The organism is Pseudomonas sp. KH_046_2 (assembly GCF_057838985.1).
In genome coordinates, this window is sequence record NZ_JBYQOW010000002.1 from 46,625 (window position 1) to 59,309 (window position 12,685).

Sequence of the window (12,685 nt, forward strand, 5' to 3'; positions counted from 1 at the left end):
TTGGCGGATCAGTACCGGCCCCATTCGCGTGGCAGGTGTTTGAAGATGAAGTTGCTTACGACAGATGGAGATTGGGCTTTGACCATCCCTTGCTCGCAGCTCGGATCCTCAGTATTCACAACTGATTTCCCCGAGAATTACATCGGGCTGCCGTAGGGGAGCGCGCTCATGAACCAGGTCAACGATTTCGAACAAAGCCACTTTTAATGGATGAGAACAAACTTCCAGCTCTGTCAGGCGTGTTGCGACTCTTTTTTTCCTGAGTTCAGGATCAGGGATCTGACTGTGAATCAGGCTCGGATTGTAAAAAACCAAGCTGTAGTCATCCCAGGACACAACGGTATAGGTCAGCCCCGCGTCACGAGGAGCTGTTCGGCCTGGCAATGCAGCATTCCAAGCAGCTTTTCGCAGCTCCCATTGGGCCTCAGGAATGTCATCCGGACGATCCGTTGAGTTCTGATAGCTGTAGTCGAGAAATCCAACGCTTAACAATGTCTCTCGGTAGCCAAGATCCGCTTCCACGTAGTAGATGGCCAAAACATCGTTGCCAGATGGCATCAGGCAAATGTCGAAAGTGAAATCCCACTCAGTATTCCGGACACCTTTTCCAAGTACCGAAATTTTAGCTGTCTGGAACTTTTCAATGAGGGTCCATGCTTTGAATGGCTGCTCGCGCGTCCCCAGCTTGCAGAAATTTGCCGCCAGGTCAGCCGAATAAGCCATTTCACGGGCACACACGCTTGCAGCAGCTTTTTCGGCGGCTTCAACGCACCGACGCTTGATAGAAACAAGTTTCTTAAACGCCTGCTCCATCGAGCAATCACGCAGAATTAACCCGTTGTAGATTTTGGTACTCATTAGCCGGAATCCTTAGTCAATGCGTAGCATAGTGCGGTGCCCAGACTCATAGTTTCATGCGAACCATGACGTCAGGGACTGGGTTTAACCCCCTCGCGGGGGCAGTTATTTTGGAGTGGTTGGTTTCAGTACGCTGTTGCCACGCAGTGGCCATGGCTCATTCGGTACTGCTTGATTTGGTCATCGGACCAACTGCGAAATTTAGCCGTCGCTTGCTCGATCTTCTTTGGAAGGAGATCCAGTCCGAAGACCCCATAATTACGGTTGACCACCTGCGGACCGCGCTTCGAAGTAACGATCACGCTTTCCTTATCTGTAACGACCTGCAAACGAAAACGTTCCGACCTGCAATCAGCGCCGTTTTCGACCAGGATTAACTGCGACTGTCCGGCCCGGCAAACCAGCGTTAGCTGCGAATGAACCTGCATTGTTCCGCACCAACCTGCATTCCATCGTCGCCAACCAGCATTAACTGCAAGTGAGAGGATCTTGTGGGTAGGGATCACAGGTTTCCGCACAGACTTAATGCCATGTTTGCCAACGAGCGGATTCCCCCGGAATTTTTGTCACATTATGATCCTTACTAACCCTTTACATGTCTTAGACTAGGTGACGGGTTAAGTGACAATTTTTGACGGTCAGAGCTTTCCGACTCAAACTGTCACTTAATCGAACGTATATGTGACAGGTGAAGAGATGTTGATCGGCTATATGCGAGTGTCAAAAGCGGACGGATCCCAATCCACCGATCTGCAGCGCGATGCACTGATCGGCGCCGGGGTGAGTCCTTCACATCTCTACGAGGATCTGGCTTCAGGCCGACGCGATGATCGACCGGGGTTGGCTGCTTGCCTGAAGGCCCTCCGTGAAGGCGACACGCTGCTCGTGTGGAAGCTCGATCGGCTCGGCCGCGATCTACGCCATCTGATCAACACCGTGCACGCCCTGACTGCGCGTAGCGTGGGATTGAAAGTCCTGACCGGTCACGGTGCGGCGGTCGACACGACGACTGCCGCGGGCAAGCTTGTATTCGGTATTTTTGCTGCGCTGGCCGAGTTCGAGCGGGAGTTGATTTCCGAGCGCACGATGGCAGGATTGGCATCGGCACGAGCACGCGGCAGGAACGGCGGGCGGCCGTTCAAGATGACCGCAGCGAAACTGCGATTGGCCATGGCGTCGATGGGGCAGCCGGAAACCGTGGTTGGCGGTCTGTGTGAGGAACTCGGCGTCACTCGACAGACATTGTACCGGCACGTCTCGCCACAGGGCGAGTTGCGTCCAGATGGCCTGAAGTTGCTTTCACGGGGCTGATCTTGACCTGGAGGCGAATGGCTCACTACGGCCCAGAGTGTATAAAAACGCCTCCGCGAACCCTTGCTATGATTTCTGAGGATTTCATCGCAGGGATCGCCCATGAAGCGCTTTATTCAAGGTGAACACCGTGGTCAAAGCACCTTGCTTGCCGATTGGGTGCCAAATACCACCTTGTGGACAGCTTTCACCGGTGTTTGCTGTGGTTCCTGCTGGCAGTGCCATGGTGTTTCTCCAAATGAACAGCCGCGATTGGCTGCTCATTCGATATGGTGGCTTTTTGCCAAATATCCAGAGCAAAGGTCACGGAAAATGCTACAGCCCTACTCGATGGGCGTGATCGCCACCAGCTCGACGTACCGGTACTTGGCTTGCTTGGCCAGTGTCCTGGCTTGCTGCTCGGCGTCGAAGCGGCTCAAGGTATCGGCCTCATGGGTCAACAGCGTGGTTTCGCCTTCAAACTCTTGGCTGACACACAACGTGACCCGCAGCTTGGGCGTGCGCGCTTTCGCCTTGGCCGGGGGGCGCGGTTTTGGCGTGGCGGCCACCGCCGTTGGCTGAGGCGAGGGTGAAGGGGAAAGAGGCGCGACATCCAGGCCCAGCGCTTGACGCATGTCATCCTCGGTCAATCCGCTGCTCATGGTCAGCACTCCATCGGTGAAAAAGCGCGTTTATATGGCAAGCGCACAGGAGCTGCAAGCCGCAGACACGGAAGCATATTGTCTGTCCCCTAAATCAAAGTCGTAGGGCTCCGCCCTACCACGGGCAACGGTCGCGCCCGCCGAGTCACACCTCAGAGCAAGGCGGGGTCATCCCTTCATGTGATAAAGACGGGTCGTGCTTGCGCTGCGTCAACGAGTCCTCTAGTAGCTGCATCGCTTCGGCCAGCGCTGCGTGTTGGTAGCGCAATTCTGCTAGAAATGATCTGTTCGGCTTCAAATGGGGAAAGTAACGCGCCAGGCCAGGCCGGTATGATTCCATCATGCACTTTACGGCCAAATGAAGGTCTTCCTTAGTCACACCAGACGCGACCGCCAATGTCCCTTGGATCTCAGCCGACGATGCCGTTTCCATCCAGAACAGCAGGTCGAGGTAATTTTTCAGCTCTCGTTCTTTGCGTTCGTCCATGCTGATAATCCTCAAATGTCCATTTCGTCTGGCGTGTTTACATCGTCTAACGAGCGGCACTGTTCCGCTTTGCACAACAACCCGGAACCGGTCGGTATGATCGAGGCAGCAGCTACGTAGAGTTCGCGGCTGAATACCATTTCCGGAAGACTCAATTTACCTAAATTGAGAATGTCCTGTAGTTTAATTATTTAGCCTAAATTCTTTTTGACCAATAGATTAAAAAATCTATTATTTAAATTCACTAAGCGAAACCACCTAATTATTAATGCGTTCAAAAATTTTTTCAATTTTTTCTTTTAATACTTGCGCAGTAAAGGGCTTGATTACGTAACCGTTCACTCCAGCTTGGGCGGCTTTGATGATCTGTTCACGTTTAGCTTCGGCGGTCACTATTAAAACCGGAAGGTGTTTTATACGATCGTCAGCACGCACATAACTCAAAAGATCGATACCGGACATACCAGGCATATTCCAGTCAGTGATTAGAAAATCGAAACTGCCGTTTTTCAGCATCGGTAGCGCAGTCGTTCCGTCATCTGCTTCATACGTGTTAGTGAATCCAAGATCACGCAACAGGTTTTTTATGATCCGTCGCATCGTTGAAAAGTCATCAACGATGAGGATTTTCATGTTTTTATTCAATGTAACCTCTAAATAATTTTCACTATTTACATCAATTGAACGCACTTTTCAACTTAAATCACAAAACGCACGGCTGTCTCGCCGCATTGGCGATGTTAACAATCGCTCATCAAAAAACTTCAAGTGCCCGCACGGACTCACCGGTAATGGCCAAGCATCTATTTTATGCGCTATATATTTGAATGCCAGGGAGCACTGAGAACGAGGAAAAGCATCGTATACAGCACGTTGTTTTCTCACAGCCTTGCGCATGCATTCATCATAAGGCACGGCACCAACATATTGTAAGATTACATCAAGAAAAAGATTCGTAGCACGGATCAACCTAGCAAAAAGGTTGACCCCTTCTTGGGGGCTTTGTGTCATGTTGACGAGTATGCGGAAACGATTGATGCCGTAAGAATGACTGAGTATTTTAATCAGCGCATAGGTGTTGGTAAGTGACGTTGGCTCGTCACATACGACCATCAACACTTCGCGGGATGCACGAATACAACTGATAACTGAACCACCTATACCGGAGGCCGTGTCGATGACCAGCACCTCGAGCTTCTCGTCGACATCACCAAAGGCTTGAATTATTCCGGCGTGCTGAGCAGACGTTAGATGACTCATGCTTTGGCAGCCCGAAGCTGCAGGAGCGATGCTGATTCCGCGAGGCCCTCGCAGAAGCACATCCTGCAGTTCGCACTGGCCCTTGATTACGTTGGCAAGGTTTTTTTTGGGGGCTAATCCGAGTAAAACATCTACATTTGCCAGACCGAGATCAGCATCAAGCAGCATGACTTTTCGGCCACGCTCAGCCAATGCCAGGGACAGGTTTATTGCTACATTGGTCTTACCGACACCACCTTTGCCACCTGTCACAGCAATGACCTGCACTGGATGCATGCGGTTCATTTCTCTTACCTCTTAGTCACTTAGGGTTGTGACCTTCTTCTGTCTTCGACATTTAATATAAGGCGGTTTTTCTGCCCTGATTGTGGTGAAGCACGATTTTATGTTTTGCTAATTTAAGCTGATCAAACTGATTGTAAAATCCCGTCGATTTGCGCCTTAGTCCCTGTATTTTCTTCAAGCTATCCCGGATAACAAAACTGACGCATTAATGATAATCGTTTATTTTTTAAGTATCGTTTTAATTGTCAATTTCCTGGTGTTATCCAGCCTCTCACATTGTAATCTTCGTGCAGCTTACTAACTATTTTTGCGGCTTCTGATTTGCTTTTGTAAGGTCCAACGACAATAAAATCGTTTTCCAATCGAATTGTTGGTAAGTGCATTATCTTAATCGCTGCAGCAGATTTTTTACGGGTTAACGCGCTAGATAGCGTAATTTCTATCACCCAAATGGCGGCGATTTCGGTTAAGCGATTTTTATTCTTTGAATGCTTTATTAATGCGCTGCATTGAAAGCATAACTGATACGATAGCGGCGTTAAAACCGGTCTGAGAGAGCAGAGATGAAACGGTTTTTCCGATACATTGCTAGCCGATTTTTTTCTGCGAAAAAACATCACTAGCAATCCCGCCAACCCTATAAATCCTCCTGCTACCAGCAGGTACCGTAACCAAACAGTCATGGAATTTATATCTCGAAAGTCAGCGTTATCTGATGTATTTTCTAAATCCGTAAATTTAGATGAGGTGAGAGTTCCTAGATTGCTTTGTAGATCGCCAAATTTCTGGCTTAGCAGTGTTCTTAAAGAGGCATCTTCAGCATGGTTAATTTCTAATGTACTGCTTGAATGTCCATGATTTTTCTCAGAGCACCACACAATAGTATTTTTTGTAAAAAACACCGCTACGAGTACTAATGCTTGTATGATCAATCCAAGAATAATAATTTTTGAGTTTAGATTCCACATAAAAACCCCCTATAGAACTCTGAAGTAGAGCAGTCTATCCAGGTCCATAGCAGGGCCTCTTCATCGAACGATGGCCCCACGGAAAACGGCATTTTTTCAAGATTCACATCAATTTTTTTCAACGACCAGCGCCTTTAAGAGAAGTTTTCCGTCTCACAGGCGCACCTCTCCTGCGATCAAAAACTGATTTTGAGCCATCCATAGGGCTTGATAGAGCAAACATCGTGGTCAGTTTCGTGGTGCTCTAACCAACCCTCTGCAAAGTTCCTTTGCCCTCGGATAATGCGACTCGATCAACGCAATCAAGCCATGGCCCAACCCGATCCATTTCAATCAGGAAACGTTCGCGGCGGGTCTGCTTACGCTTGCCAGCGTACTCGACGTCGGAAAGGACATCTGCTTCATAGGTTCCACAGTTCGATTCGGAGGACATGCTATATCACCAGGTACAGCGGGCTTTTCAGGCCCCCCCAAGAAGTGGCATTTTAGCATCAAACTGGGGGGGGCGTAATATTGGCGTCAATATAAAGACAAGTTTCTGATGAAAGACCGACATCATCGAGGGCTTCTATCGCTATCCAGCGGCGCCTCTCTAGGGATGGTCTGAAATAGCCATGTGTGCTTTTGGGGTCATGCCGAGATAAGGGAAAATTCACTCATTTGGTCTGCAACTACTTGTTGGGATTGAAAATTCCTGAGACAACGCGATTTGCGTGCGCGGCTTGTCCGAGGTGGCCCTCCATTCAGGAGGACTTGAGGAGGATTGCACGGAACAACCGTTTGCGAAGCAAATGTCCTAATTTTTGCCTTAACTCGGCACGCCCCCTTCAACGCCTTGGTCGAGGAGCCCGACTTTGAGTGGGCATTCATCGACGGTACCTATCGCCAGTAGCGAAGGGGATTTGACCTGTCAGTTAAAGGTGTCTGGTCGTGACGAGCTAAGTCTTTTAGCTCAGGACTTCAATACGTTTACCGGAAAAGTGCGCCACTTGATCGGGGAGATGCTCGGCTCTGCCCAATCACTGGGGCTGGCGGCAGCGTATCTGCGAGATAACGCCGGTGTGGCCCAGCAGCAAAGTGCTCAGCAGTCGCAACAGATGGAGCACCGTTGTCCAGAGAATGCAGCTAGCTCGCTATTGGCTCTGGCGAGCGGTGGGCCTTACCAGAGCGCTAAGGTGTAGCCCAGAATCAGGCGATTCTCGTCAATATCCGTTGTGAGGCCATTACCAGATCTAAAAGTCACGTTACGCCAGCGTAGGTTCAGCCCCTTTAGGCTACCACTCTGCACGACGTAGGCGAGGTCAGTATCGCGTTCCCACTCCTCGCCGCTGCGAGTCGTCGCTGTCCTGACATTACGGCCGTCGACGTAGCGGGTCATGAAAGTTAGTCCGGGAATACCTTGGGCGACGAAGTCGTAGTCATACCGTAGTTGCCAGGAGTCCTCCTCGGCTCGAGTGAAGTCGTTTAGGGTCACCAGGTTGACCACGTAGGCCGCTCCGCCGTTGAGGAAGGGGAAGGCACTATCGCCGGATAAGGATTGCCAGGCCGCGCTGACCTTATGGGCGCCGTGGCTGAGACTGAATATGCCGTTGAGATTTTGGTTGTCGATCTCACCCGCGCGCTGTCTTCCATCGCCGCTGCTGTCGAAGTAACGGATATCGCTGCGCAGGCTGAAACCACCGGGCAGCGATTGGCTATGCACCAGACCGATGTAATGCTGACGGTAAATCTGATCGAGTTGACCATAATAGTAGCTGATGGCGAGCTGCGGACTGATTGCGTAGCTGCCCCCGGCAAAGTCGAAGTGATCGCTGCTGGCAGCGCCGTAACCGATGTCGTCATTGCTCGACGAGTCGCGCAGATTGGTGCGGGTCAAGCGGCCGCCGTCGACAGTCAGACCCTCCACGTCCAGGGAAGTAAACATGCCGCCCTGGAAAGTCGAGGGGAGCAAGCGGGTGTCGTTGTAGATGGCAATCGGCAGCAATGGCTGCAAGGTGCCCAGACGCAGCACGCTCTTGGAGACGCGTAGCTTAGCAGTCAAGCCCAGCGTGCTGAACTCGTCGGCCGGTTCGTGGCTGTCGGGGCCATATGGCAGCAGACCGGTTCCCCGCCGGTCAGGGCTGGAGTCGAGCTTGACCCCCAATTTCCCGAGGGCATCGAGGCCAAATCCGAGCGCGCCATCAGTGTAGCCAGACTCGACCCGCGCCGTGAAGCCCTGGGCCCATTCAGCGGCCATGGCCTGCCGTGCATTGTCCTGACGGAAATCGCGGTTGAGGTAGAAGTTGCGCATTTCAATCCGGGCCTTGCTATCATCGATGAAGCCGGCCGCCATGGCCGCAGAAGCCATAAACAGATAGGGGGCGGCGAACAAGCACGCGAGTGGGCGCGATCCAATCAATTGGATGTGGTTCATTGTTTTTATTCTCGACATGATTTTTTAAGAAGGGGCAATGCTTAGTGCGGGCGGCCCCGGCTGCACCGATTACAGTCATTGAGCTTATGAACTGCGCGAGTAGTGGACACGCGACAGTTCGGCATCGAAGGGCCTTACGATTAATGCAGACTAACGATGGCGACTCACTGTCTTCAGCCCCTTCGAGGTGCGCACAAGATCAGCTTCCACCACCGGTATAGTCGATGGCCTTCGCCTACAGGCCTTGAGTGGCCGCACGGCTGCGGGGCACGGCGGCATTCGCCGGTTGCACCGCTGGTTCCACTGAGCCTCCATCATCGACGACCTCAAGATGTACCTTGTGCGTACGATCGGTCAGGAAAAAGGCCGCTACCAAGCCAAGGACCACGGCAAACATCACGTAGAACACCGGTGCAATGGGAAGGCCAGTCGTGTGAATCAGCCAGGTCACGATGAACTGGGCAAAACCACCGAAAACCATCACCGCAAGGTTGTATGCGAGCGCGAGACCAGTGGAGCGCACGCCGGCGGGGAATTGCTCCGCCACCGCAGCGGAGAACGGTCCGAAAAACACGGCGAGCAGCGTGCACAACACCACCTGCATAGTCATGAGTCGACCGAACGACGGTGCTGCATGTACCCAACTGAACAATGGATACAAGACGACGAGGAGTCCGGCCGTCGCGGCAATGATCAACATCCTCCGACCAACGCGGTCGGACAGAGCCCCGAATACCGGCATCAGGAGCGTCAGTAGCGCGACGGCAATAACCTGAGCGGTAAAGGCTTCGGTCAGCGGCAAATTTAATTGCTGATTTGCAAAGGTCGGCATGTAGACAAGAATCACGTAGAAGCTAACGGTGCCGCACACGGTGAGCGCCATAACGGTAATCACCTCGCGCATATGATTACGCAGCATACGAACGAGCGACTGTTTTTCCTTCGGCGCTTGACGAGCTTCTAGGAAGGCATTGGTTTCCGACAGATGACGGCGTATCCACAAACCGACCGGGCCGATGATGAGACCGATAATGAAGGGAATGCGCCAGCCCCAGGCGTCAAGCGCCTCCGGCGATAATCCACGCGTAACCAGTGCGGTAATCGCGGCACCACAGAACACCGCTAAGCCCTGGCCGAACATCTGCCAAGAACCATAGAGTCCGCGGCGATTGGGCGGTGCACTCTCGATCAGGAAGGAAGTGGCACTTGCGAACTCTCCACCGGTAGCGAACCCCTGCAGCAACCGCGCGAACACGATGAGAAGTGGCGCGGCGACACCGATCGCAGCGTACGGCGGGGCAAATGCGATCAGCGCGATGGCCACTGTCATCATGCCGATGATCAGCTGCAGTGCGGCCTTGCGCCCCCTGCGGTCGGCGTAGATACCGAGTAGAACGCCGCCGACTGGACGCATGAAAAAGCCGACACCGAATGTCGCCGTTGTCATGAGTAACGAGCTGTATTCGCTTTCGGCGGGAAAGAACAGCCGCGAAATAACCACTGCGAGAAAGCCAAAGACGATGAAGTCGTACCATTCCAGCGCGTTACCGATAACGGCCGCAACAATCTGGCGCTTGGGGGGCGCTGCGTTTTGTTTGCTCATGCTGCCATCTCCACAATAGACATTGTTTGTTGTTATAAATGTGAGTGATGAAAACGATTTATTCGCTGAAGAACCGCTCACCAAGCGCCACCCAGAAGGCCGCGCCAGGTGCCAAACAGGCATCATTGAAGTCGTAATGAGGGTTGTGCACACTGCAAGGGCCGAGGTGCTCGCCAGCGCCGAAACCGTTGTCGCCGTTGCCAATGAGCAGGTAACAACCCGGGACCTGCTGCAAGATGAAGGCAAAATCTTCGCTACCGCTCAAAGGCGGGGAGTCATCCACTACCCGCGCCTCGCCTACCAGTTCGCGCGCGACCTCGACCGCGAGGCGAGTTTCATGCACGCTGTTCACCAGGACCGGATAACCGCGCTCGTAATGCACTTCGCTAGCAACGCCGAAGGCTGCAGCCTGCCCTTCGACCAGCCCCCGGATGCGCGCTTCGAGAAGATCACGTACTTCGGGCCGCAGGGCACGCACGCTCAGTTCGATCTCGGCCATTTCCGGGATCACGTTGTAGGTATTACCCGCGACGATACGCCCCACGCTGATGACCGCAGCGTCGATCGGATCGACGTTGCGACCAACGATGGTCTGCAAAGCGAGTACTGTCGTTGCGGCGGGCAGCATCGGATCAACGGCCAAGTGCGGCAGTGCACCGTGCCCACCCTTACCGTTGAAGCGGATCAGCACCCTATCGGACGAGGCCATGAAGGACCCCGAGCGAAAGCAGAAATGGCCTGTCGGGACTCCTGGGTAATTGTGCATTGCGAAGACCGCATCGCAAGGAAAGCGTTCTAGCAGCCCCTCGTCGAGCATACGCCGCGCCCCGCCACCACCGCCCAGCTCTTCGGCCGGCTGAAAAATCAGATTCAACGTACCTCTGCCCGTCAGGCGTCCCTCTCGGTGCATGCGCCCGAACACTTCCGCGGCTCCTAGTAGCATCGCGGTGTGTCCGTCGTGACCACATGCATGCATTTGACCCTGCGTGCGGCTCGCCCAGGGCAGGCCGGTCAGTTCCTGAATCGGCAGCGCGTCCATATCAGCGCGGAGACCAAGCCTCGGCCCGCCCTCGCCCCAGCGCAAGGTGCCTACTACACCGGTAGTCGCGATTCCGGAATGCACCTCGTAGCCCCACTGCGCCAGGCAGTCAGACACCAGCCGGCTTGTCGCGAACTCGCTGAAGCCGAGTTCAGGATGCTGATGGATCGTATGCCGCCATGACTTCATCGCGGCTTCGTTAGGGGGAAACAAATCGAATGTATTCATGCGCTGATCATAAAACTTGCAGTGCTTATTGGAAGGCATTACTTTTTCCGAGATGACAACTAAAAGGAATCACTAATTGCCATGAAGGACCATCAGCTCAAAGCTCTGATTCAGGTCGCCGAATCCGGCTCAATCCGCGCTGCCGCGCGGGCAATGAACCTCAGCCAGAGTGCGCTAACGAAAGCCCTGCGCGAGCTCGAGGATGACGTCAGCGCGGAACTACTCATGCGTAGCTACAAGGGCATCGAGTTCACTCCAGCGGGCAACGCGCTGTTGGTTCGCGCGCGCCTTGCTCATTCGACGCTTGACAAGGCGCGCGAGGAGATTCGGCTGTTGCGCGGCGGTGCTGGCGCTCGAGTAGCCATCGCCTTGACGCCGCTGGTAGCGGCAACGATCCTCCCGCCGGTCCTGACTGAATTCCGCAGTATTTATCCCGACGCAGCGCTAAGTCTCGAGGAAGGACTGTTAACGCACGCCATACCGGGCCTCCTAGAAGGCAGGCTCGATTTCGCGGTCGCGCTGGCTAACCCGCGGGATCTACCCTATGAGGTGAATTTTGAGCTGTTGATCGAGGTTCATGCAGCGCCCACCGGCCGCCACGGTCACCCGCTAGCGAATGCGCAGACATGGGCAGAATTGAAGAATGCGAGTTGGGTGCTGAACCTCTCTGACGGGAGCTTGGGCAATCACCTAGTGCGGTGGCTCGCAGCCAACGGCATCGACGCTCCAGCGAACATGGTGTGCTGCGCCTCGCTGACCTTGATGCTTGAACTGATGCGCCGCACTGACCACATAGGCTTCGGACCAACAGCCTTGCTCGGCGATTCCTTATTTGGTGCCGGACTGCAGCAGCTCTCCGTCACTCCCCTGCCGCCACCTATGTCACTCGGAATCCTGAGCTTGCGAGGCGTGCCACTGGGAACGTCAGCAAGAGTGCTGGCGGGGCTTTTCGCCCGCAGCCTTCGGAGATGACCCGCTGCGAGAACTACACTTTCGCAGCGTGGAGGGGAAATTATCTGCTACGCAGCAAGGTGTAGCTTTCTGATCAGATCAAGCGCCCCCCGCACCTCACCAGCCTGCTGTGGGTTGATTTCAAGATCACGACATAGCCTTTGCCAACCTGACAAAACTTCCAGCGTCTGCTCGATGATGTGATCCACTTTCAGAAATCTCGCAGACTTTGGCAAGTGTTTTAGGGGGCATGCCGAGATAAGGCAAAAATCAGGATATTTTCGTCGCAAGTGGATGATCTATAAAAATTTTATAGTAAACGTACTCTACGTTTCACTGATGGATGGGCGCAGGACTCGACTTTTCCTCGCACGCCTGTCGCGTTGTCTCAGGAATTTTCAATCCCAACAAGTAGTTGCAGACCAAATGAGTGAATTTTCCCTTATCTCGGCATGACCCCCTTTTGGCTGACTTCAGCTCTGCCAATTTTTGAATGCGGAAAATCGATCCAGAACGCTCAGATCATCCGCTTTTCCCTATGTTTTTAGCCGCAGCGGGCACCTCGCGGCGACCATTTCCCGCATTCCAGGCGCACCTATACTTGTGGTAGCCAGCAAATGCCGGCGCGCCATCCACAGGTT

13 protein-coding genes and 1 pseudogene are annotated in these 12,685 nt (G+C 53.5%); 3 read left to right on the plus strand and 11 right to left on the minus strand.

Going from position 1 to position 12,685, the window contains the following annotated elements:
- Window positions 1-108: 108 nt before the first annotated feature.
- Together AC3IX1_RS28915 and AC3IX1_RS28920 are read right to left on the minus strand one after the other, a co-directional pair.
- On the minus strand, window positions 109-858 hold the full coding sequence (locus tag AC3IX1_RS28915) for a hypothetical protein (RefSeq protein WP_489388861.1): 750 nt from the start codon (window positions 856-858) through the stop codon (window positions 109-111).
- Window positions 859-983: 125 nt separating this feature from the next.
- Window positions 984-1,286 carry a hypothetical protein gene (locus AC3IX1_RS28920; protein ID WP_489388862.1) on the minus strand — a complete coding sequence of 101 codons (303 nt, stop codon included), beginning with the start codon at window positions 1,284-1,286 and terminating at the stop codon, window positions 984-986.
- 268 nt (window positions 1,287-1,554) lie between these two features.
- Between AC3IX1_RS28920 and AC3IX1_RS28925 the strand changes: the two genes are divergently transcribed.
- The gene (locus AC3IX1_RS28925) at window positions 1,555-2,169 is read left to right on the plus strand and encodes a recombinase family protein (protein WP_019694558.1); all 615 of its coding nucleotides are present in this window, start codon (window positions 1,555-1,557) and stop codon (window positions 2,167-2,169) included.
- Window positions 2,170-2,492: 323 nt separating this feature from the next.
- Here AC3IX1_RS28925 and AC3IX1_RS28930 read toward each other — a convergent pair whose 3' ends face one another.
- The 6 genes and pseudogenes from AC3IX1_RS28930 to AC3IX1_RS28955 form a co-directional block, all read right to left on the minus strand.
- Window positions 2,493-2,810, minus strand: coding sequence for a hypothetical protein (locus AC3IX1_RS28930; protein ID WP_019694557.1), 318 nt, complete (start codon window positions 2,808-2,810; stop codon window positions 2,493-2,495).
- A 145-nt stretch (window positions 2,811-2,955) separates the two neighbouring features.
- Window positions 2,956-3,297 carry a hypothetical protein gene (locus tag AC3IX1_RS28935; protein WP_019694556.1) on the minus strand — a complete coding sequence of 114 codons (342 nt, stop codon included), beginning with the start codon at window positions 3,295-3,297 and terminating at the stop codon, window positions 2,956-2,958.
- Between the two features lie 258 nt (window positions 3,298-3,555).
- Complete coding sequence (locus AC3IX1_RS28940) at window positions 3,556-3,930, minus strand: chemotaxis response regulator CheY (protein WP_019694555.1); 375 nt, start codon at window positions 3,928-3,930, stop codon at window positions 3,556-3,558.
- A 60-nt stretch (window positions 3,931-3,990) separates the two neighbouring features.
- Window positions 3,991-4,842 (minus strand): MinD/ParA family protein, encoded by an 852-nt coding sequence (locus AC3IX1_RS28945; RefSeq protein WP_019694554.1) that lies wholly within the window; start codon window positions 4,840-4,842, stop codon window positions 3,991-3,993.
- Window positions 4,843-5,087: 245 nt separating this feature from the next.
- Window positions 5,088-5,810 carry an SPOR domain-containing protein gene (locus AC3IX1_RS28950; protein WP_141651782.1) on the minus strand — a complete coding sequence of 241 codons (723 nt, stop codon included), beginning with the start codon at window positions 5,808-5,810 and terminating at the stop codon, window positions 5,088-5,090.
- A gap of 267 nt (window positions 5,811-6,077) precedes the next feature.
- Window positions 6,078-6,215: pseudogene (locus AC3IX1_RS28955) on the minus strand (IS5/IS1182 family transposase); the annotation flags it as partial.
- A 515-nt stretch (window positions 6,216-6,730) separates the two neighbouring features.
- On the opposite strand from AC3IX1_RS28955, the gene AC3IX1_RS28960 reads away from it, so the two are divergent.
- Window positions 6,731-6,991: a hypothetical protein gene (locus tag AC3IX1_RS28960; protein ID WP_431357354.1), complete on the plus strand. Its 261-nt coding sequence runs from the start codon at window positions 6,731-6,733 to the stop codon at window positions 6,989-6,991.
- On the opposite strand, the gene AC3IX1_RS28965 is transcribed toward AC3IX1_RS28960, so the two are convergent.
- The 3 genes from AC3IX1_RS28965 to AC3IX1_RS28975 form a co-directional block, all read right to left on the minus strand.
- Window positions 6,970-8,157, minus strand: a complete 1,188-nt coding sequence (locus AC3IX1_RS28965) for an OprD family porin (RefSeq protein ID WP_431357355.1) — start codon at window positions 8,155-8,157, stop codon at window positions 6,970-6,972. The genes AC3IX1_RS28960 and AC3IX1_RS28965 overlap by 22 nt on opposite strands.
- Window positions 8,158-8,458: 301 nt before the next feature.
- Window positions 8,459-9,826 carry a citrate-proton symporter gene (locus tag AC3IX1_RS28970; RefSeq protein ID WP_019694552.1) on the minus strand — a complete coding sequence of 456 codons (1,368 nt, stop codon included), beginning with the start codon at window positions 9,824-9,826 and terminating at the stop codon, window positions 8,459-8,461.
- 58 nt (window positions 9,827-9,884) lie between these two features.
- Window positions 9,885-11,093 carry a M20 aminoacylase family protein gene (locus tag AC3IX1_RS28975; RefSeq protein ID WP_031319771.1) on the minus strand — a complete coding sequence of 403 codons (1,209 nt, stop codon included), beginning with the start codon at window positions 11,091-11,093 and terminating at the stop codon, window positions 9,885-9,887.
- A gap of 81 nt (window positions 11,094-11,174) precedes the next feature.
- Between AC3IX1_RS28975 and AC3IX1_RS28980 the strand changes: the two genes are divergently transcribed.
- Window positions 11,175-12,065, plus strand: a complete 891-nt coding sequence (locus AC3IX1_RS28980; RefSeq protein ID WP_019694550.1) for a LysR substrate-binding domain-containing protein — start codon at window positions 11,175-11,177, stop codon at window positions 12,063-12,065.
- Window positions 12,066-12,685 lie beyond the last annotated feature (620 nt).